This window comes from Pelomonas lactea (assembly GCF_043555885.1).
GTDB classification, from domain to species: domain Bacteria; phylum Pseudomonadota; class Gammaproteobacteria; order Burkholderiales; family Burkholderiaceae_C; genus Pelomonas; species Pelomonas lactea.
This window is the reverse complement of the sequence record NZ_JBIGHX010000009.1, coordinates 37,622-56,571: the sequence shown is the minus strand read 5'-3', so window position 1 is coordinate 56,571 and position 18,950 is coordinate 37,622. Positions and strand designations below refer to the sequence as shown.

The following is an 18,950-nucleotide window of genomic DNA, read 5'->3' as shown; positions in this document are numbered from 1 at the left end:
ATCGGCCGATTTGACGTATAGAACAGGAGGCCGGCCCGGGTTGTTCGGCAGCGTGCTGTCGCCCGGGTCGAGTCGAGGGGTGCCCGGGCGCGGGTGTTGAGTGAATGCAGGATAGATCAAACGATCCGCTGATCGATGTCAGCCAATTGACCGTGGGGATGTTCATCCACCTGGATCTGGGCTGGATGTCGCATCCGTTTCCGCTGTCAAGCTTCAAGATCGCGTCGGCCGATCAGCTGCTGATCCTGCGCCGGCTGGGCCTGACGCAGGTGCGCTGGAGTCCCGCCAAGAGTGACCTGGCCCTGCAGACCCAGGCCGATCTGCCGCCCGCGACGGTTGTGGAGGCGGACGCTGCCGTCGCAGAACCCAGCGTGCCGACCCCGGAGGAGCTCGCTCGCGAGGCCCACCGCCGCGCGCTGGCGTCCCAGCGCGAGGCACTGCGCCTGTGCGAAGAGCAGTACGGCGAGGCCGCCGCCGGCTTTCGCAGCGTCATGGAGCATGTCCAGACCGAGCCCCACCAGGCACGTTCCGAGGCCGAGAGCCTGACCGCTGCGCTGCTCGACAAGATGCTGGTCGAGGGCGACCTCAACATGCGCCTGCTCAACGAGGCCGCCGGCGACCGTTCCACCGCCCACGCGCTGAACGTCTGCATCATCGCGCTGCTGCTGGGCCGCGCCTTCGGGCTGGGTCGCGACGAGATGATGGACCTGGGCGTCGGCTCGCTGCTGCACGACGTCGGCAAGCTCGAAGTCGCCGCGCGCCTGCGCCACCGCGACGAGAGCTTCACTGCCGCCGAGACCCAGGCCTACCAGCAGCACGTCGCCAAGGGCGTCGCCATCGCGCAGGCCATGGGCCTGTCGCCTGCGCCGCTGCTCATCATTGCGCAGCACCACGAGCATGCCGACGGCAGCGGCTTCCCGCAGCGCATCAACATGGACCGCATGAGCACCGGTGCGCGCATCGTCGCGCTGGTCAACCGCTTCGACGGCCTGTGCAACCCGCTGCTGACCTCCAAGGCCATGACGCCGCACGAGGCGCTGTCGCTGATGTTCGCCCAGGGCCGCAACCGCTTCGACGCCACCATGCTGAATGCCTTCATCCGCATGATGGGCGTCTACCCGCCGGGCTCCACGGTGCAGCTCACGGATGACCGCTATGCGCTGGTCGTGTCCGTCAACTCGGCACGGCCGCTCAAGCCCCGCGTCATGGTGCATGACCCCAAGGTGCCCAAGGAAGAGGCACTCATCCTCAATCTGGAAGAGATGCCCGACCTCGGCATCCGCCGCAGCCTGAAGCCGCAGTTCCTGCCCCGTGCCGCGCTGGACTACCTCAGCCCGCGTGCGCGCATCGCCTACTTCTTCGACGCCGTCAGCACCGGCCCCGGGGAGCTGACCGCGTGAATGCCAGCCGCGAGGCGAACCCGGCCTTGCCTCGCGTCCCCGAGGCGCCGTCCCTGATCGGCGCGCTGCTCGAAGGCTTGCCCGAACCCGCCTGGCTCGTCGACGGCGCCAGCCTGACCGTCTGCGCGATCAACCGCGCCGCGCTGCGCCTGCTGGGCCTCAAGCCAGAGCGCGCGCTGGGCCAGGCGCCCGCGCTGCTGTGCGGTTCGCTGGAGGATGAAGCCTTCTGGCAGGGGGCCGCGCGCGACCCCTTCGCCCGTATCCGCTCCGACACCGTGCTGACGCACAGCGACGGCCAGCCGCGCTGGGTGAGCCGCGCCATCAGCCCCATCCACACGCCCGAGGGCGACCGCTACTGGCTGGTGCTGCTGCACGACCAGACGCGCCGCCGCCGCGCCGAGGCCGAGCGCGAGACGCTGCTGGCCGAGCTGCGCGCCACGCTCGAATCCACCGCCGACGGCATCCTCGTCGTCGACCTTGCTGGCCGCGTGCGCAGCTTCAACCGCCGCTTCGCCAAGCTGTGGGGCCTGCCCGGTGGCCTGCTGCACGAACCGGGCGACGCTGGCCTGTGGCTGAGCCTGCAGCGTGTCATGCGCGATGGCGAGCAGTACCGGCTGCGCATCGAGGCGCTGCTGGACGCACCGCTGATGCGCTCCAGCGACATGCTGCGCCTGGCCGACGGCCGCGTGCTGGAGCAGGTCTCGCTGCCGCAGATGAGCCGTGGCGAGCCCATCGGCCGCGTGTTCTCGTTCCGCGACCTGTCCGAGAAGCTCGCCGCCCACCAGCGCATCGAGGAACTGGGCCGCTCCGACGCATTGACCGGCGCGCCCAACCGCCGCGCGCTGGCCGACCGCATCGTGCAGCAGATGGCCGTCGTCGGCGGCGGCGAACCGCAGCCCTCGTTCGCGCTGCTGCACCTGGATCTGGACCGCTTCAAGCAGATCAACGACACGCTGGGCAACAGCTACGGCGACCGCGTGCTGCGCGAGGTCGTCGAGCGGCTGCGTGGTGCCGTCGGTGCCAACGACACCCTGGCCCGTGTCGGCGGCGACGAGTTTGCGCTGCTCATCGACGGCGCCCAGATGTTCGAGGCCGAGGCCGCCGCGCGCCGCGTGCAGCAGCTGCTGGCCCAGCCGTTCAGCTTCGACACGCTGAGCTTCACCGTCACGGCCAGCTGCGGCATCGCGCTGTACCCCGGCGACGGCGGCACGCCCGACGAGCTGCTGGCCAGCGCCGAGCGCGCCATGCACTGGGTCAAGGAGAGCGGCCGTGCGGGCTTCCGCTTCCACGTGCCACGCAAGGAAGTCGACCTGCTGTCGCGCATGCGGCTGGACCATGCCATGCGCCAGGCGCTGGCCGAAGGGCGCTTCCGGCTGCACTACCAGCCGCAGGTCGAGTTGGGCAGCGACCGCGTCATCGGCGCCGAGGCGCTGATCCGCTGGCGCGACCCGCAGCGCGGCGACATCTCGCCAGCCGAATTCATTCCGCTGGCCGAGGAGAGCGGCTTCGTCGTCGCCATCGGCGAGTGGGTGCTGCGCGAGGCCATCGACCAGGCGGCCCACTGGCTCAGCCGCGGCCTGCGCATGCCGGTGGCCGTCAACGTGTCGGCGCTGCAGTTCCAGCAGGCCCACTTCGTCGACAGCGTCGCCGCTGCATTGCGCGACGCCGCGCTGCCCGCCAGCATGCTGGAGCTGGAACTCACCGAAGGCGTGCTGCTGGGCGACGCCGACGAAGGCCTCAAGCGCATGCAGGCGCTGGCGGCGCTGGGCGTCACGCTGTCCATCGACGACTTCGGCACCGGCTACTCGTCGCTGGGCTATCTGAAGCGCTTCCCCATCCAGCGCCTCAAGATCGACCGCAGCTTCGTGCAGGGCCTGCCCAACGACCCCAGTGACGTCGGCATCGCCAACGCCATCGTGCAGATGGGGCGGGCGCTGGGCCTGCAGGTCATCGCCGAGGGCGTCGAGACCGAGGCGCAGCGCGACTTCCTGGCCCAGGCCGGCTGCCACGAGTTCCAGGGCTATCTGTTCGCACCGGCGCTGCGGCCCGAAGAATTCGAGCAGCGCGTGCGCCCGCGCCGCCACGTCGTCGATGCTGCGGTGTCCGGCTGGCTGGGTCTGGCCAGCACCGGCTGAGTCGGACGGGCGCGCACAATGCGCCCATGCTCTACCGCTTCAAATCCAAGGCCGGCGCCGACGTCGTCATGCTGGGCGATTCCGGCAACGACGTGCTGCGCCTGCTGGGCCGCGCGCCCGCGCCGCAAGGCATCCTCGAATCGGCCCAGCTGCCCGCGCTGATCCAGGCGCTGGAGGCCGGGGTCGCGGCTGACGAGGCCCAGTTCCAGCAGGCCGTCGACGCCGCCAAGGCCGCAGGCGACGCCGTGCCGCGCCGCCAGGGCGTGTCGCTGCGCCAGCGCGCCTGGCCGCTGCGCGAGCTGATGGTGCGCAGCCAGAAGGAAGGCGCCGACGTCGTCTGGGGCGTCTGATGCTGGAAGAGGCGACGCGCGTCATCCTCATCCGCCACGGCGAGACCGCCTGGAACCGCGCGACGCGCATCCAGGGCCACACGGACATCCCGCTCAGCCCGCTGGGCCTGGCCCAGGCGCACCGCCTGGCCGAGGCGCTGGCCGATGAACCGCTGGCCGCCATCTACGCCAGCGACCTCAGCCGCGCCCGCCAGACCGCCGAGGCGCTGGCCGGTGTGCACAGGCTGCCCGTGCAACTGGACGGCGGCCTGCGCGAACGCGCCTTCGGCCGCTTCGAGGGGCTGAGCTGGGAGGAGATCGCGCAGGCCTATCCCGACGACGCCACCCGCTGGCGCCGCCGCGAACCGGACTTCCCGGTGGGCGGCGGCGAGAGCCTGACCGTCTTCAGCGCCCGCTGCCTGCAGGCGGCCACCCGCGCCGTGGCGGCCCATCCGGGGCAGAGCATCGCCCTCGTCGCCCATGGTGGCGTTCTGGACTGCCTCTACCGCGCCGCCACCCGCACCGCGCTGGACGCGCCGCGCAGCTGGCAACTCGGCAACGCCACCATCAACCGCCTGCTGGCCAGCTCCGAGGGCTTCACGCTGGTGGGCTGGAACGACGACCGCCACCTCGCAGGGCTGGCTGCCGACGACGTTGCCGCTTGACCGGACCCCTAGGCCAACTGTTGCATCGGCACATCGCCGGTGTCGGTTGTGCCAAAAGTCGCTCCTATACTCGTTTCCACTTGTTCTCCAAGGTAGGTCCCCCGACCCGCCGCAACTCAATTGCAAAGGCTCACGATGAAGAAGATCGCCCTCGTTGCCGCCCTGGCCGCCGTCACGGCTGCTCCGGCTTTCGCCCAAAGCTCCGTCACGCTGTGGGGCCGCATCAACACCACCGTTGAAAGCCAGAAGGTGGGCAACCAGGACCGCAAGGTCGCCGTCGAGAACAACAATTCGCGTCTGGGCTTCCGTGGCACGGAAGACCTGGGTGGTGGCCTGAAGGCGTCGTTCAATCTGGAGCACGGCCTGCAGTCCGACACCGGCGCCGCTTCCGGTGGCACGCAATTCTGGAACCGCCAGGCCAACGTCGAGCTGTCCGGTTCGTTCGGTACCGTCCGTCTGGGCACCTGGTTCCCGGATTCGTACTTCTCCACCGTTGATCGCGTCAGCAACCACAACCACGACACCGGCACGTCTTCCGACGCGCTGTTCTCGTCGTTCGCCTTCGGCTTCCGCTCCAACAAGGTCGGCTACTTCTCGCCGAACATGGACGGCTTCAGCTTCATCGCCAGCGCACACGCCGGCGAAGGCGCTGCTGGTGACGCCCGTGCATTCGACCTGTCGGGCAACTACGAAGCCAACGGCCTGCACATCGGCGTGACCTACGCCCAGGCTGACACCGTCGCCAAGCGCAAGAACTACACCGTCGAAGCCGACTACGCCTTCGGCCCGTTCCTGCTGGCCGGCTACTACCAGCGCGAAGAGATCAGCGGCGCCCGCTCGCGTGACATCGGCCGCGTGTCGGCCATGTACACGATGGGCCAGTCGGAGTTCCACTTCAACATCGGCGGCACCAAGTCCGGTGGCGACGGCACGTTCAAGAACGCCGGCGCTTCGCAGTGGACGCTGGGCTACAACTACAACCTGAGCAAGCGCACCAAGCTCTACGGTTTCTACACCCAGATCGACCAGAAGCTGTCCAACAAGGTGGGCGACTTCAACTCGCTGGCCGCTGGCATTCGCCACAACTTCTGATCCTGCGGGACCAGAAACAAGAAAGCGCCCCTCGGGGCGCTTTTTTCATTCTCCGAACAGATCGGGCGAGCCCTTGCTGCCCGGCGGTGGCGCGACGCCCAGATGACGGTAGGCAGCCAGCGTCGCGACACGGCCGCGCGGCGTGCGCTGCAGAAAGCCCTGCTGGATCAGGTAGGGCTCGATGACGTCCTCGATGGTGCCGGCCTCCTCACCGATGGCGGCCGCGACGTTCTCCAGGCCCACGGGCCCGCCGTCGAAGCGGTGCACGACGGCTTCCAGGAACTTGCGGTCCATCAGGTCGAAGCCTTGCGGGTCGACGTCCAGCATGGCCAGCGCCTTGTCGGCGACGCCGGCGACGATGCGGCCGTCACTTTTCACCTCGGCGTAGTCGCGCACGCGGCGCAGCAGGCGGTTGGCGATGCGCGGGGTGCCGCGCGAGCGGCGGGCGATCTCCAGCGCGCCGTCGGCATCGATGGGCGCGTTGAGCAGCCCGGCGGAGCGCGTCACGATGCGCTGCAGCTCGGCGGGCGTGTAGAACTCCAGCCGCGCGACGATGCCGAAACGATCACGAAGAGGATTGGTCAGCATGCCGGCGCGGGTCGTCGCGCCGACCAGCGTGAACGGCTGCAGGTCCAGCTTGATGGAGCGGGCGGCCGGGCCCTCGCCGATCATGATGTCGATCTGGTAGTCCTCCAGCGCCGGATACAGGATTTCCTCGACGACCGGGCTGAGCCGGTGGATCTCGTCGATGAAGAGGACGTCGTTCTTCTCCAGTCCGGTGAGGATGGCCGCGAGGTCCTTGGGTTTCTCCAGTACCGGCCCGGACGTCTGCCGCAGGTTGACGCCCAGCTCGGCCGCGATGATGTGCGAGAGCGTCGTCTTGCCCAGGCCCGGCGGGCCGAACAGCAGCACGTGGTCCAGCGCTTCGCGGCGCTTGCGGGCCGCGCCGATGAAGATCTCCAACTGCTCGCGGGCCTTGCTCTGGCCGACGTAGTCGTCCAGCAGCTTGGGCCGCAGCGCACGCTCCAGCGCTTCCTCGCGGCTGGACTCGGGCGCCGCGCTAACGATGCGTGGCGCCGGGGCGAAATCGTCGGTCTGGATGCTCATGACCGACCTTTCGCCGGGCCGCCCCAAGAAAGGCGGACGCCCCCTCGGGGGGCAGCGAACGAAGTGAGCGTGGGGGCGAACGTCATGAGAGTTTCTTGAGGGCCAGCTTGATGCCGTCGCTGACGCCCACGTCAGGCGGCAGCGCCTTCAGCGCGGCGCTGGCGTCCTTCTCGCTGTAGCCCAGCGCGACCAGCGCCTGCAGGATGTCGGCCTGGTTGTCGTTGGCGACGGTGGCGGGCAGTGCCAGGTCGGGGCCCAGCTTGCCCTTGAGCTCCAGCAGCAGCCGCTCGGCGGTCTTCTTGCCGATGCCGGGCACCTTGGTCAGCCGGCCGACTTCCTGGCGGGAGACGGCCTGCGCCAGCTCCGGCACGGACAGCCCGGACAGCAGGCCCAGTGCCATCTTGGGGCCGACGCCGCTGATCTTGATGAGCTGGCGGAAGGTGGCGCGCTCCTCGTGCGTGAGGAAGCCGAACAGCTGATGCGCGTCCTCGCGCACGGTCAGGTGGGTCAGCAGCACGGCACGCTCGCCGAGGCCGCCCAGGTTGAAGAACGTGCTCATCGGCACGTCCACTTCGTAGCCCACGCCCGCGACGTCGATGACGACCTGCGGGGGCGTCTTTTCGGCGATGACGCCGGTCAGTCTTCCAATCATGCCCGGATTATCCGGGCCACCTCGGCCTCAGTTGCGACCGAACAAACCCAGGCGCTGCGCTTCCAGCGCGGCCTCGGCGCGCGAGCTCACGTTGAGCTTGCGGTAGATCTGCTTCACGTAGTCGGCAATGGTGTGGCGCGACAGGCCCAGCTGCACGCCGATCTCCGGCAGCGTGAAGCCCTTGGCCACGCGCAGCAGCACCTCGGTCTCGCGGTCGGTCAGCGACACCTCGTGCAGCAGCGAGGCGGCCGGCTTCTTCACCTGGGCGGCGAAGTACGCGATGACCTTGCGCGCGATCGAAGGCGACAGCGGTGGCTCGCCCTGGCTCATGCGCTGCAGCTGCTCCACCAGCAGCTCGCGCGATTGTTCCTTCAGCAGGTAGCCGAAGGCGCCGGCCTGCAGCGCGGGGAAGAGATGTTCGTCGTCGTCGTGGATGGTGACGATGACGGACTGCACCTCCGGCTGCTTCTCGCGCAGCGCGGCGATCACTTCCACGCCCGAGCCGTCCGGCAGCCCCAGGTCCAGCAGCGCCAGCGTGAAGCGCTGGCCGTTGACCAGCGACAGCGCATCCTGCACGCGCGAGCACTCGGTGATCTGCGCGTTGGCGAAGACCTGTTTGACCAGGGCCTTCAGCCAGGCGCGTATCTCCGGGATGTCTTCGAGCAGCAGGATGTGATTCATGGGAGCCTCGGGAGAGCGAAAACTAGAGCGGGATCGTCAGACGGATGACGGTACCCCAGCCAGGGCCGGATTCCACCAGGCATTGGCCGTGCATTTGCTTGGCGCGTGATTTCATGCTCGCCATGCCGTGGCCGCGGTCCAGGCGGCCGTCCAATTCGGTGGGGATGCCCTGGCCGTTGTCCTGGATGGTCAGGATGAAGTCGCCGTCCTGCACGGCGCTGGAGATCGTCGCGTTGGTGGCGCCGCTGTGCTTGATGATGTTGCTGACCGACTCGCGCAGGATGCGCGTCGTCTGCACGTAGGAGCGGGCCTGGAAGGTGTGTTCGATGTCCTCCGCGGGGCTCTTCCACTCGGCCAGGATGTTGGCCTGACCCAGCCGCGAGACGACCTCGGCCCGCCAGTCGCCCAGCGCGTCGATGAGGTGCACCGGCTTGCCGGTCAGGCCGCGCACGGACAGCCGCATCTCTTCCAGCGCCTCGCGGGCCAGCGTCGAGATGCGGTCCGACTCGCTGGTGTGCACGATGGTCAGCAGCTTGGCGCCCAGGTCATCGTGCAGGTCGGCCGCGATGCGCTTGCGCTCGCGCTCGGTCACCTGCTCCAGCTTCTGCTCGGCCAGTTGGCTGTGGGTGCGCTCCACGTCGGCGATGCGGTCGGCCATGCGCTGTTCCACGGCAGCAACCCGCTTCTCGGCGTCCACGCGCGCATGCGCGACGTTGTTCACCACCTGCAGGCCCAGGCCCAGCATCAGCACCGGCAGTGCCAGGCTCAGCCAGGGCGAGGCGGTCAGCCACAGTGATTCGCTGACGGGGGCCAGCGCCAGCTCGGCCAGCAACGCCAGCATGGTGGGCAGCAGCAGCAGCGTCATCAGGCGGAACTCGCGCGCCTGCGCCTCGTCGGGGCCGGCCTGCAGGCGCAGCCGGCGCAGCCACAGCGCCCATCCCATTGCCACCACCAACTCCAGGCTCAGCACGACGTTCCACACGGCCGGCAGCACGCCCACCTGACCGCCCGTCAGCAGCAGGCTGGCCGGCACGATGAGGCACTGGATCAGCAGCGCGTGGTCTATCCAGCTGCGCTTCCAGTTCATCTGGCGCAGCAGGTACTGCACGCCGCACAGCACCAGCAGTGTCATCAGCAGTGGCCGCAGCCCGGCGGCGGCCGGCGCGCCGGCGGCGCGCAGCACTACCCAGCTCAGCATCATGCCGACGAGGAAGTTGGCCGCACGCTCGCGGTGGTGCAGGCCGGCCACGAGGCCGACGATGGTGGCCATCAGCGCCAGCATGGCGGCGACCCAGCCGCGCAGGATGGCGGCCCAATCCGGGCCGGCCAGGGTCTGGGCGTGGGCCACGGCGGGCCAGCACAGCGCCGCGGCGAGGAACAGGGCAGGGGGCAGGCGACGAGGCTGGCGGACCCTCGACGCGGTGAAGGCAATCATGGGCCGGCATTGTGAGGGAGGCCCGGTGCCTGCCGCGCCGGGGAATGCACCAGCGACAATCCGCGTTCACTTCTTTCTGCCGTCACCTTGTGATCCTGCGCTTCGCCTTCGAACCCGTCGACAACACCCGCCTGGCCCGCGTCTGCGGCAGCCTGGACTCGCATCTGCGGGACATCGAGGCCGCGCTGGGCGTGAAGATCACGCGCCGCGACGCCGAGTTCCGCGTCAACGGCGTCAAGGCCGCCGCCGAGCGGACGCAATCGCTGCTGGAGGCGCTGTACGAGCGCGCCCGCCGGCCGTTGACCGCCGAGACGCTGCAGCTGGCGCTGGTGGAGGCCCAGGCGCCCGAGCCTGCCAAGTCGGGTGCCGATGGCCAACTGGTGCTGCGCACGCGCCGTGCCGACCTGTCCGCCCGCACGCCGCGCCAGCACCAGTACCTGCAGCAGATCCTGTCGCACGACATCACCTTCGGCCTCGGCCCGGCGGGCACCGGCAAGACGTTCCTGGCCGTGGCCTGTGCGGTGGACGCGCTCGAGCGCGCCGCGGTGCAGCGCATCATCCTGACCCGCCCGGCTGTGGAAGCCGGCGAGCGCCTGGGCTTCCTGCCGGGTGACCTGACGCAGAAGGTCGACCCCTACCTGCGCCCGCTGTACGACGCGCTGTACGACCTGCTGGGCTTCGACCGCGTGACCAAGGCCTTCGAGAAGGGCCAGCTCGAAGTGGCGCCGCTGGCCTTCATGCGCGGCCGCACGCTGAACCACGCGTTCGTCATCCTCGACGAGGCGCAGAACACCACGCCCGAGCAGATGAAGATGTTCCTGACCCGCATCGGCTTCGGCAGCCGCTGCGTCGTCACCGGCGACACCAGCCAGATCGACCTGCCGCGCGGCGTCATGTCGGGCCTCATCGACGCGGAGCGTGTGCTGGCCAAGGTCAAGGGCATCGCGATGACGCGCTTCACCAGCGCGGACGTCGTGCGTCACCCGCTGGTGGCCCGCATCGTCGAGGCCTATGAAGCGCGCGCCAAGCGCGAAGCGAGAGAAGCATGAGCCCCCGTCCCGAACTGAGCCTGTCCCTGCAATTCGCCGATCCGCGCCACCGCGCGCTGCTGCCGCGCCACAAGGTGCAGCGCTTCATCCGCGCGGCGCTGGAGCTGCCGGGCGAGATCGCCGTGCGCATCGTCGACGCCGAGGAAGGCCGCGCGCTGAACCGCGAGTACCGCGGCAAGGACTACGCGACCAACGTGCTGACCTTCGACTACGCGCACGAGCCCGTCGTCGGCGCGGACCTCGTCATCTGCGCCGAGGTGGTGGAGAAGGAAGCCGCCGAGATGGGCATCCCGCTGCTGGACCACTACGCCCACCTGCTGGTGCACGGCACGCTGCATGCGCAGGGCTATGACCATGAGGAAGACGACGAGGCCGCGTGCATGGAGGCGCGCGAGACCGAGATCCTCGCCGGCCTGGGCGTGGCCGACCCCTACCAGCGCTGATCGCCGGCTAGCGGCTGCTCAGGTAGCGCTTGCTGCGGAACAGCAGCCACAGCCCCATGGCCAGCGCGCCGATCAGCGCGATGGACTCCCAGAAGCCGTTCGGGTTCTTGATCAGCGGCATCCACTCGAAGTTCATGCCGAAGATGCCGGTGACGAGGTTCAGCGGCAGGAAGATGGCGGTCAGCACCGTCAGCGTGCGCATGATGCTGTTGGTGCGGTGGCCCAGCGCGCTGAAGTGCATCTGCACGGCCGATTCGGCCGACGACTCCAGCCGCCGCACATGCGTCAGCACACGCTCCACATGCTCCAGCACGTCGCGCGAGCGCACGCGCAGCAGCTCGCGTTCGCGCGTGACCTGCGGGTCGCCGTCGACGGGCCATTCGTCCAGCGCGTCTATCCATTCCTGGATGGCGCTGCGCTGGTCCTCGCAGGTGTCTTCCAGCCGGTGCAGCGCGTCGCGGCTCTCCAGCAGCAGCGGCCAGTCGTCGAACTCGCTGCTCTGGTCCAGCAGCACGCGCTGCAGCGTGCCGAGCTGCCGCGTCAGCAGCCGGCGCAGCTCCAGGTAGCTGTCCACCATGTGGTTGACCATGCGCAGCATCAGGTCGGCCGGGCTGGCGGGCAGCCGGGCGCTGCCACGCGCTGGCGCCTTGTCGCGGCCTTCGACGAGGCGGTCCAGCTTCTGCGCGAAGAACTCGCGCACCTGGCAGTCGGTGGGGTGCACGGTCACCAGCACGCGGTCGAAGACGGCGAAGCCCACCGGGCTGGTGTCGATGGCGCGCAGCGCGCGCTGCGCCGACGCCAGCGTGCCGTGCTCGTCGTCGACGAACAGGTCCTGGCTGCCCGGCGCCGCGGCCAGGCGGCGGAACACCAGCATGTCGTACCAGGACGTGTAGTCGAAGTGCGAGGGCAGCTGGTTGTTGATCAGGTCGGACACATGCAGGTCGACGATGTTGCCGCAGCCCCAGCGCGACAGCGCCTGCTGCACCGCGGCCTCGCCCACCTCGAACTCGCGCCGCCCGTAGCCCAGCCACAGGAAGCCGCGCTCGGGCAGCGTGTCGGGCAGCGCCGGCAGCTCCGTGAAGCTGTCGGCCTGGATGTGGAACACCCGCATGGGGCTCAGGCCTGCTTCAGCAGCCGGGCCGCGTCCAGCGCGAAATAGGTCAGCACGCCGTCGGCGCCGGCCCGCTTGAAGGCCAGCAGCGACTCCATCATCACGGTGTCGTGGTCCAGCCAGCCGTTGGCTGCGGCGGCCTTCAGCATCGCGTATTCGCCGCTGACCTGGTAGGCGAAGGTCGGCACGCCGAACTCGTCCTTCACGCGGCGCACGACGTCCAGGTACGGCATGCCGGGCTTGACCATCACCATGTCCGCGCCCTCGGCCAGGTCGGCCGCCACTTCGCGCAGCGCCTCGTTGCTGTTGCCGGGGTCGACGTAGTAGGTCTTCTTGTCGGCCTTGCCCAGCGCGCTCTTGGAGCCGACCGCGTCGCGGAACGGGCCGTAGAAGCCGCTGGCGTACTTCACGCTGTAGGCCATGATGCGCGTGTGGATGTGCCCGGCGCGCTCGAAGGCCTGGCGGATGGCGCCGATGCGGCCGTCCATCATGTCGCTGGGGCCCACCATGTCGGCGCCGGCCTCGGCCTGGGTCAGCGCCTGGCGCACCAGCAGCTCGACGGTCGCGTCGTTCATCAGGTAGCCGCTCTCGTCGGGCAGACCGTCCTGGCCGTGGCTGGTGTAGGGGTCCAGCGCCACGTCGGTCAGCACGCCCAGCTGCGGGAAGCGCGACTTCAGCGCCCGCACGGCGCGCGGAATCAGGCCGTCAGGGTTGAAGGCTTCCGAGCCGTCCACGGTCTTCAGATGCGGCTCGATGGCCGGAAACAGCGCGATGACCGGGATGCCCAGCCGCACGGCTTCGTCGGCGGTGCGCAGCAGCAGGTCCAGGCTCAGGCGCGACACGCCCGGCATCGACGTGATGGGCGCGGCCACGTTGTCGCCCTCGTGCACGAACACCGGCAGGATCAGGTCGCTGGCCTGCAGCGAATGCTCGCGGACCAGTGCGCGGGTGAAGGCGTCGCGGCGCAGGCGGCGGGGCCGGGCGGCGGGGAAGGCGGCGGGTGTCAGAAGTGAGCGGGCCAAGGCGGATCCTCAAACGGCGGGGGATGCGGCCCGGTGCGTGATGGACAACACATCCCGGCATCATTTATTCGTGACGCCACCGCTCAAGCGCGCTAAACTTGCCCGCGAATGATAGCCGCAAGGTCGTCGTTCCCTGCTTTTCCTCCCTGAGCAGGAGCCTTAGCGTGATGACAGCGATAAGGCTTTCTCGGCCCCGGTTTCTACCGGGGCCTTTTTTATTGCCGGCGCCTTTTCGGTGGCTCGGCATGGGCAGTGGAAACCCTGCCCATAATCGCCGCCATGCTCTGGGTCAAAGCCTTTCACATCGTCTTTGTCGCCGCGTGGTTTGCGGGCCTGTTCTACCTGCCGCGCATCTTCGTGAACCTGGCCATGGTGCCGGCCGACAGCCATGCCGAGCGCGAGCGCCTGCTGCTGATGGCGCACAAGCTGCACCGCTTCAGCAGCATCCTGATGGGCGTGGCGCTGCTGCTGGGTGTCTGGGTGCTGGTGGGCTGGGGCGCCAGCCGCTTCGCCGGCGGCTACTGGCTGCACGCCAAGATGCTGCTGGTGCTCGGCGCCATCGGCTACCACCACATGAACCGCCGCCTGCTGCGGGGCTTCGAGGAACTGGCCAACCGGCGCAGCCACAAGTGGTTCCGCGTCTACAACGAGACGGCGGTGCTGCTGTTCGCCGCCATCGTCGTGCTGGTGACGGTCAAACCTTTCTGACCCCCCGATGCCGCGACGGCAGAGTTCCGCCACCTGGCTGCTGCTGGCCCACATCGGGCTGGTTGTCTACGCCAGCCTCTACCCGTTCTTCCCGTGGCGCTGGCCGCCGGGCATGGGGTGGCCGTGGCTGTTCAGCCTGCCGTGGCCGCGGCGGTTCTTTGCGTACGACCTTGAAGCCAACCTGATCGGCTACATCCCGCTGGGCCTGCTGGGTTTCGCGGCGGCGATGCGCTCGGGCTGGGGGCTGCGGGGCGGGCTGCTGCTGGGTTTCCTGCCCGGGCCGCTGCTGTCGCTGGCGATGGAGACGCTGCAGTTCTTCCTGCCGGGGCGCGTGCCGTCGCTGTCAGACTGGGCGCTGAATTCGGCGGGCAGCAGCGCGGGCGCCGTGCTGGGGCTGCTGCTGCACGCGGTGGGCGGCCTGCGGCGCTGGGAGGACATGCGCGACCACTGGTTCGGCAGCAGCAGCGCACCGGCGCTGGCCCTGCTGGCGCTGTGGCCGGTGGCGCTGCTGTACCCCACGCCGCTGCCGTTCGGCCTGGGGCAGTGGCTGCCCTGGTGGCGCGAGACGCTGCTGGAGGCGCTGGACGGCACGCCCTGGGCGCTGGATTGGGGCGACGCGGTCACGGTGGAGCATGAACTGCCGCCGGGCCTGCAGGCGCTGGCCATCGGGCTGGGGCTGGTGGCGCCGGTGCTGCTGATGATCGCGGTCGCGCACCCCGGGCTGCGCCGCGTGGTGCTGGCCGGCGGCGCGGTGTTGCTGGGGCTGCTGGCCACCGCCACCGCCACGGCGATGGCCTTCGGGCCCGATCACGCCTGGGCCTGGCTCAGCGACGCCACCCGGCCCGGCGTGGGCCTGGGGCTGGTGCTGTCGGTGCTGGCCTGCCTGCTGCCGTCGCGCGTTGCGGCGGCGCTGGGGCTGTTCGTGCTGTGCGCGCTGGTGGGCCTCATCAGCGTGGCGCCCAGTGACCCCTACCTGGCGCTGAACCTGCAGGCCTGGGAGCATGGCCGCTTCGTCAACCTGTACGGGCTGACGCGCTGGGTGGCCTGGACCTGGCCCTTCGTCGCCCTGATCTGGCTCGCCGCGCGGCTCGTGCAGAAATCACAGTGAGAGAGAATCGATCGCGATGAGTTACTACCAGCGCCACGTCTTCTTCTGCCTGAACCAGCGCGCCAATGGCGAGGCCAGCTGTGCCGACCATGACGCGCAAGGCGCCTTCGACCACTGCAAGTCCCGCGTGAAGCAACTGGGCCTGGCCGGCAAGGACGGCGTCCGCGTCAACAAGGCCGGCTGCCTGGACCGCTGTGCGGGCGGCCCCGTCGCCGTCGTGTATCCCGAGGCCGTCTGGTACTCGTGGGTGGACCAGAGCGACATCGACGAGATCGTCGAGAGCCATCTGCGCGACGGCAAGGTCGTCGAGCGCCTGGTGCTGCCGGAATCCGTCGGCCGATGAACGCGCAGACCGAGAAACGCCTCGTGCCCGGCCCGGCCGGCCAGATCGAGGTCGCCATCGACCTGCCGCCGGGCGGCGCCGCGCCGCTGGGCACCGCGCTGATCTGCCACCCCAACCCGACGCAGGGCGGCACGATGGACAACAAGGTCGTGCAGACGCTGGCCCGTGCCTTTCTGCAGCTGGGCTGGCGTGCCGTGCGCTTCAACTTCCGTGGCATCGGCAAGTCGGAAGGCGGCTGGGACGAGGGCCGTGGCGAGGTGGACGATGCGCTGGCCGTGCTGGCCGCCGTGCATGCGCCCGGCGACGCACTGATCCTGTCGGGCTTCTCCTTCGGCGGCTTTGTCGCGTCGCGCGCCGCGCAGCGCGTGGAGCCGGCCGCGCAGCGGCTCGTGCTGGTGGGCCCCGCCACCAGTCGCTTCGACACCGCGCCCGTGCCGGCCGACACCGTGGTCATCCACGGCGAGGTCGACGACGTGGTGCCGCTGTCGTCCGTGCTCGACTGGGCGCGGCCGCAGAGCCTGCCCGTCACCGTCGTCCCCGGCGTGGGCCATTTCTTCCATGGGCAGCTGCCGCTGCTCAAGTCCCTGGTGGTGCGCGCGTTCGACCCGGCGCGTGCCTGAACTGAATTGATGAAACGACTGCTGGCTTCCTTTCTCGCCGCGGTGCTGGCGACGTCCTCGCTGACCGTTTGGGCCCAAGCCCCGCAACCCCCCGAGATCGCCGCGCGCAACTACGTGCTGATCGATCTCTCGGCCCACAAGACACTGGCCGAGCGCGATGCCGACACGCCGCAGGACCCGGCGTCGCTGACCAAGCTGATGACGGCCTATGTCGTCTTCAACGCGCTGCGCGACAAGAAGCTCACGCTGGACCAGACGCTGCCCGTCTCCAAGCGCGCCTGGGACGAGCGCAAGGGCGATCCGTCGCTGATGTTCATCGACACGACGATGACGCCCAAGGTCGATGAGCTGCTGCGCGGCCTGATCATCCAGAGCGGCAACGATGCTGCCGTGGCGCTGGCGGAGGGCGTGGCCGGCAGCGTCGAGGGCTTCGTGCAGCTGATGAACCGCCAGGCCCAGGCCTGGGGCCTGAAGAACACCGAGTTCAAGAACGTGACCGGCATGAGCGAGCCGGGCCACAAGTCCAGTGCGCGCGACATCGCCACCATCGCCGCCCGCATCATTGCGGACTTCCCCGAGCACTACGGCTACTACTCGCAGCGCGACTACACCTTCAACAAGATCCGCCAGGACAACCGCAACCTGCTGCTGCGCCGCGACCCCACCGTGGACGGCATGAAGACCGGCTACACCGAAGCCGCCGGCTACTGCCTGGTGGCCAGCGCCAACCGCGAGTTCCCGAACGGCAAGCGCCGGCTGCTGAGCGTCGTCATGGGCACCAGCTCCAAGGACGCGCGCGCCAGCGAAAGCCAGAAGCTGCTGAACTGGGGCTACACCGCCTACGACGCCGTCAAGATCTTCGATGCCGGCAAAGCCATCAAGACCGTGCCGGTCTGGAAGGGCGAGTCCAAGGAGGTCAAGCTGGGCGCTGCTGATGCCGTCTTCGTCGCCGTGCCGCGCGGCGATGGCAGCAAGCTGCAGACCCAGGTCGAGCACACCGACCCGCTGGTCGCGCCGCTGAACAAGGGCCAGCGCGTGGGCACGCTGCGCGTGACGACGACGGCCGGCGCGCCGGTGGCCGAGGTGCCGCTGATCGTGCAGGAGGCCGTGCCCGTGTCCGGCCTCTTCGGCCGCGCGTTCGATTCCATCCGCCTGTGGATCAAGTGAGGCCCAGGAACGGCGGTTGACCGCTTGCCAGCGCATGCAACAACTTCATTCATCCGCTGTTCGCCCCACGGCATCGTTCACCACCGGTGTGAGAACGCTGCACGCCCGCCTGGCCTGCGATGGCGCACGCTGGCGGCGTTGCTCCTCCTCGCGGGCACGAGCCCGCAGCGTCGTCGCGCCTTGCCAGCGCACGCCATCGCAGCCCCTGCGGCCGCGCTCAACCACCGTTCCTAGGCCCGAGCCATGAACCTGCCCCCCGACATCCCGCCCGAGCAGTCGCTCATCGAGTACCCGTCGCAGTTCCCCATCAAGGTGATGGGCGCGCACGTCGAGGGGTTCATCGAGGCCATCACCCACGTCGCGCGCCAGTTCGACCCCGGCTTCGACGCGGCCACCATCGAGCAGCGCCCCAGCAAGGGCGGCAACTACCTGGGCCTGACCATCACCATCACCGCTACCAGCCGCGAGCAGCTGGACGAGATCTACCGGACGCTGACGACGCATCCGATGGTCAAGGTGGTGCTCTGATCAGCTGGCCGCGTCGGCGTCCTGCAGCGCCTTGAGCTTGGCCTTGGCGGCCACATCCCCGTTCTTCGCCGCCACCTCGTACCAGTAGCGCGCCAGCCGCGCGTCCGCGTCCACGCCCAGCCCGGTCTCGAACATCGACGCGACGAGGTACTGCGCGCCGACGTCACCGGCCTTGGCGGCGTCCAGGTACCAGCGATGCGCTTGGGTCATGTCCTGCGGCCGGCCGCGGCCCAGGTAGAAGCAGGTGGCGATGTCCTGGGCGGCGTCGGCATGGCCATGCCCGGCGGCGCGCTCGAACCAGTCGCACGCCGCCGCGGTGTCGGGCTTGCCATGGCGGCCCTGCTCGATCATTTCGCCGAGCGCGTTCTCGGCCAGTGCGAACTTCTGCGCCGCGGCGCGCTGCAGCCAGCGCCAGGCCTGCGCATCGGTCGCGCCGGGCAGCTCGCGGCGCAGATGCATCATGGCCAGGTTGAACTGGCCCAGCGCCTCGCCGCGCCGGGCGGCTGCGGTGAAGCCCTTCGCGGCGACGCTCAACCGGCCGTCTTCATACGCGGCGATGGCGTCGTCGATCGGCGCGGCCTGGGCCAGCGAGGTGGTGAGCAGCAGGGCAATCAGCGGGATCTTCATCGGCGTGAGTCGGCCAGCGACGGCAAAGGCTTACGGGGCGTCCCTATGATGCCGCGCATGATCGTCAAGACCCTGGGGCCGGTGGAATACCTGCCCACGCTGGAGGCCATGCGCGCCTTCACGGCGACGCGGAATGCGGACACGCCGGATGAACTCTGGCTCTGCGAGCACCCGCCCACCTTCACGCAAGGCATCGCGGGCAGGCCCGAGCACCTGCTGCTGCCGGGCGACATCCCGGTCGTGCCCACCGAGCGCGGGGGCCAGGTCACGTACCACGGCCCCGGCCAGGTGACGGCCTACCCGCTCATCGACCTGCGGCGGCTGGGCATCTACGTGAAGGAGTACGTGTTCCGCCTGGAGACCGCGCTGATCCAGGTGCTGGACAGCTACGGCGTGACCGGCCTGCGTGTGGCCGGCGCGCCGGGCATCTACGTGCGCCCGGCCGACCCCGGCGGCCATGCCGCGCCGGCCGGTCCGGTGGACCCGGCGAACGCGTTCGAGGGGCTGGCCAAGATTGCCGCTTTGGGCATCAAGGTCAACCGCCACTGCACGTTTCACGGCCTGGCGCTGAACGTCGCGATGGACCTGGAACCCTTCCAGCGCATCAACCCTTGCGGCTACCCCGGCCTGGAAACCACATCCCTCGATAAAATCGGGGTTTTCACGGACTGGCCCACCGCGGCCGGCCGGCTCGCCGAGCGCCTCTCGGCCCAGTTGACTCCCTGACC

21 protein-coding genes are annotated in these 18,950 nt (G+C 69.4%); 14 read left to right on the top strand and 7 right to left on the bottom strand.

The genetic code is table 11. The annotated features are described in order from the left end of the window. Positions 1-104: 104 nt before the first annotated feature. From ACG04Q_RS21360 to ACG04Q_RS21340, 5 genes are all read left to right on the top strand, one after another. Entirely contained in the window at positions 105-1,400 is a 1,296-nt protein-coding gene (locus ACG04Q_RS21360; protein WP_394513430.1) for an HD-GYP domain-containing protein, read from the top strand. Beyond that, positions 1,397-3,535, top strand: coding sequence for a putative bifunctional diguanylate cyclase/phosphodiesterase (locus ACG04Q_RS21355; RefSeq protein WP_394513428.1), 2,139 nt, complete (start codon positions 1,397-1,399; stop codon positions 3,533-3,535). The genes ACG04Q_RS21360 and ACG04Q_RS21355 overlap by 4 nt, the downstream gene beginning before the upstream one ends. A gap of 26 nt (positions 3,536-3,561) precedes the next feature. Continuing rightward, a complete protein-coding gene (locus tag ACG04Q_RS21350) occupies positions 3,562-3,885 on the top strand; it encodes a DUF1840 domain-containing protein (RefSeq protein ID WP_394513426.1) in 324 nt (107 codons plus the stop codon). Then, entirely contained in the window at positions 3,885-4,529 is a 645-nt protein-coding gene (locus ACG04Q_RS21345) for a histidine phosphatase family protein (RefSeq protein WP_394513425.1), read from the top strand. Before ACG04Q_RS21350 ends, ACG04Q_RS21345 begins: the two co-directional genes overlap by 1 nt. 135 nt (positions 4,530-4,664) lie before the next feature. Then, positions 4,665-5,621, top strand: coding sequence for a porin (locus tag ACG04Q_RS21340; protein ID WP_394513423.1), 957 nt, complete (start codon positions 4,665-4,667; stop codon positions 5,619-5,621). A 45-nt stretch (positions 5,622-5,666) separates the two neighbouring features. On the opposite strand, the gene ruvB is transcribed toward ACG04Q_RS21340, so the two are convergent. The 4 genes from ruvB to ACG04Q_RS21320 all read right to left on the bottom strand — a co-directional run bounded on the left by ruvB (position 5,667) and on the right by ACG04Q_RS21320 (position 9,496). Further along, the gene (gene ruvB, locus ACG04Q_RS21335; protein ID WP_394513421.1) at positions 5,667-6,728 is read right to left on the bottom strand and encodes a Holliday junction branch migration DNA helicase RuvB; all 1,062 of its coding nucleotides are present in this window, start codon (positions 6,726-6,728) and stop codon (positions 5,667-5,669) included. Between the two features lie 82 nt (positions 6,729-6,810). Beyond that, positions 6,811-7,380 carry a Holliday junction branch migration protein RuvA gene (gene ruvA / locus ACG04Q_RS21330; protein WP_394513420.1) on the bottom strand — a complete coding sequence of 190 codons (570 nt, stop codon included), beginning with the start codon at positions 7,378-7,380 and terminating at the stop codon, positions 6,811-6,813. Between the two features lie 27 nt (positions 7,381-7,407). Then, positions 7,408-8,061, bottom strand: coding sequence for a response regulator (locus tag ACG04Q_RS21325; RefSeq protein ID WP_394513418.1), 654 nt, complete (start codon positions 8,059-8,061; stop codon positions 7,408-7,410). A gap of 22 nt (positions 8,062-8,083) precedes the next feature. Next, positions 8,084-9,496, bottom strand: a complete 1,413-nt coding sequence (locus tag ACG04Q_RS21320) for a sensor histidine kinase (protein ID WP_394513416.1) — start codon at positions 9,494-9,496, stop codon at positions 8,084-8,086. Positions 9,497-9,585: 89 nt separating this feature from the next. Between ACG04Q_RS21320 and ACG04Q_RS21315 the strand changes: the two genes are divergently transcribed. Further along, complete coding sequence (locus ACG04Q_RS21315) at positions 9,586-10,545, top strand: PhoH family protein (RefSeq protein ID WP_394513414.1); 960 nt, start codon at positions 9,586-9,588, stop codon at positions 10,543-10,545. Then, a complete protein-coding gene (gene ybeY, locus ACG04Q_RS21310) occupies positions 10,542-10,988 on the top strand; it encodes an rRNA maturation RNase YbeY (RefSeq protein ID WP_394513412.1) in 447 nt (148 codons plus the stop codon). The genes ACG04Q_RS21315 and ybeY overlap by 4 nt, the downstream gene beginning before the upstream one ends. A 7-nt stretch (positions 10,989-10,995) precedes the next feature. Here ybeY and ACG04Q_RS21305 read toward each other — a convergent pair whose 3' ends face one another. Together ACG04Q_RS21305 and hemB are read right to left on the bottom strand one after the other, a co-directional pair. Then, entirely contained in the window at positions 10,996-12,099 is a 1,104-nt protein-coding gene (locus ACG04Q_RS21305; protein ID WP_394513410.1) for a magnesium transporter CorA family protein, read from the bottom strand. Positions 12,100-12,104: 5 nt separating this feature from the next. Next, positions 12,105-13,121 carry a porphobilinogen synthase gene (gene hemB / locus ACG04Q_RS21300; protein ID WP_394513409.1) on the bottom strand — a complete coding sequence of 339 codons (1,017 nt, stop codon included), beginning with the start codon at positions 13,119-13,121 and terminating at the stop codon, positions 12,105-12,107. A gap of 279 nt (positions 13,122-13,400) precedes the next feature. Between hemB and ACG04Q_RS21295 the strand changes: the two genes are divergently transcribed. From ACG04Q_RS21295 to ACG04Q_RS21270, 6 genes are all read left to right on the top strand, one after another. Beyond that, the gene (locus ACG04Q_RS21295; RefSeq protein WP_394513407.1) at positions 13,401-13,829 is read left to right on the top strand and encodes a CopD family protein; all 429 of its coding nucleotides are present in this window, start codon (positions 13,401-13,403) and stop codon (positions 13,827-13,829) included. 7 nt (positions 13,830-13,836) lie between these two features. Beyond that, positions 13,837-14,937: a VanZ family protein gene (locus ACG04Q_RS21290; protein ID WP_394513406.1), complete on the top strand. Its 1,101-nt coding sequence runs from the start codon at positions 13,837-13,839 to the stop codon at positions 14,935-14,937. 16 nt (positions 14,938-14,953) lie between these two features. Beyond that, positions 14,954-15,280, top strand: a complete 327-nt coding sequence (locus ACG04Q_RS21285; RefSeq protein WP_268168033.1) for a (2Fe-2S) ferredoxin domain-containing protein — start codon at positions 14,954-14,956, stop codon at positions 15,278-15,280. Further along, positions 15,277-15,900: an alpha/beta hydrolase gene (locus ACG04Q_RS21280; protein ID WP_394513404.1), complete on the top strand. Its 624-nt coding sequence runs from the start codon at positions 15,277-15,279 to the stop codon at positions 15,898-15,900. Before ACG04Q_RS21285 ends, ACG04Q_RS21280 begins: the two co-directional genes overlap by 4 nt. Before the next feature lie 9 nt (positions 15,901-15,909). After that, positions 15,910-17,067 (top strand): D-alanyl-D-alanine carboxypeptidase family protein, encoded by a 1,158-nt coding sequence (locus tag ACG04Q_RS21275; RefSeq protein ID WP_394513402.1) that lies wholly within the window; start codon positions 15,910-15,912, stop codon positions 17,065-17,067. A 243-nt stretch (positions 17,068-17,310) separates the two neighbouring features. After that, a complete protein-coding gene (locus tag ACG04Q_RS21270) occupies positions 17,311-17,595 on the top strand; it encodes a DUF493 family protein (protein WP_394513400.1) in 285 nt (94 codons plus the stop codon). On the opposite strand, the gene ACG04Q_RS21265 is transcribed toward ACG04Q_RS21270, so the two are convergent. Continuing rightward, positions 17,596-18,222, bottom strand: a complete 627-nt coding sequence (locus ACG04Q_RS21265; RefSeq protein WP_394513398.1) for a tetratricopeptide repeat protein — start codon at positions 18,220-18,222, stop codon at positions 17,596-17,598. A gap of 57 nt (positions 18,223-18,279) precedes the next feature. Here ACG04Q_RS21265 and lipB point away from each other — a divergent pair, with 57 nt between their 5' ends. Further along, a complete protein-coding gene (gene lipB / locus ACG04Q_RS21260) occupies positions 18,280-18,948 on the top strand; it encodes a lipoyl(octanoyl) transferase LipB (RefSeq protein WP_394513397.1) in 669 nt (222 codons plus the stop codon). The last annotated feature ends 2 nt before the right edge of the window (positions 18,949-18,950 follow it).

Coding starts and splice junctions, on each gene's coding strand:
- ACG04Q_RS21350 (WP_394513426.1), top strand. CDS start 3,562: ATGCTCTACCGCTTCAAATCCAAGGCCGGCGCCGACGTCGTCATGCTG.
- ACG04Q_RS21360 (WP_394513430.1), top strand. CDS start 105: ATGCAGGATAGATCAAACGATCCGCTGATCGATGTCAGCCAATTGACC.
- ruvB (WP_394513421.1), bottom strand. CDS start 6,728: ATGAGCATCCAGACCGACGATTTCGCCCCGGCGCCACGCATCGTTAGC.
- ACG04Q_RS21290 (WP_394513406.1), top strand. CDS start 13,837: ATGCCGCGACGGCAGAGTTCCGCCACCTGGCTGCTGCTGGCCCACATC.
- ACG04Q_RS21340 (WP_394513423.1), top strand. CDS start 4,665: ATGAAGAAGATCGCCCTCGTTGCCGCCCTGGCCGCCGTCACGGCTGCT.
- lipB (WP_394513397.1), top strand. CDS start 18,280: ATGATCGTCAAGACCCTGGGGCCGGTGGAATACCTGCCCACGCTGGAG.
- ybeY (WP_394513412.1), top strand. CDS start 10,542: ATGAGCCCCCGTCCCGAACTGAGCCTGTCCCTGCAATTCGCCGATCCG.
- ruvA (WP_394513420.1), bottom strand. CDS start 7,380: ATGATTGGAAGACTGACCGGCGTCATCGCCGAAAAGACGCCCCCGCAG.
- ACG04Q_RS21305 (WP_394513410.1), bottom strand. CDS start 12,099: ATGCGGGTGTTCCACATCCAGGCCGACAGCTTCACGGAGCTGCCGGCG.
- ACG04Q_RS21295 (WP_394513407.1), top strand. CDS start 13,401: ATGCTCTGGGTCAAAGCCTTTCACATCGTCTTTGTCGCCGCGTGGTTT.
- ACG04Q_RS21275 (WP_394513402.1), top strand. CDS start 15,910: ATGAAACGACTGCTGGCTTCCTTTCTCGCCGCGGTGCTGGCGACGTCC.
- ACG04Q_RS21320 (WP_394513416.1), bottom strand. CDS start 9,496: ATGATTGCCTTCACCGCGTCGAGGGTCCGCCAGCCTCGTCGCCTGCCC.
- ACG04Q_RS21265 (WP_394513398.1), bottom strand. CDS start 18,222: ATGAAGATCCCGCTGATTGCCCTGCTGCTCACCACCTCGCTGGCCCAG.
- ACG04Q_RS21325 (WP_394513418.1), bottom strand. CDS start 8,061: ATGAATCACATCCTGCTGCTCGAAGACATCCCGGAGATACGCGCCTGG.
- ACG04Q_RS21270 (WP_394513400.1), top strand. CDS start 17,311: ATGAACCTGCCCCCCGACATCCCGCCCGAGCAGTCGCTCATCGAGTAC.
- ACG04Q_RS21345 (WP_394513425.1), top strand. CDS start 3,885: ATGCTGGAAGAGGCGACGCGCGTCATCCTCATCCGCCACGGCGAGACC.
- ACG04Q_RS21280 (WP_394513404.1), top strand. CDS start 15,277: ATGAACGCGCAGACCGAGAAACGCCTCGTGCCCGGCCCGGCCGGCCAG.
- ACG04Q_RS21285 (WP_268168033.1), top strand. CDS start 14,954: ATGAGTTACTACCAGCGCCACGTCTTCTTCTGCCTGAACCAGCGCGCC.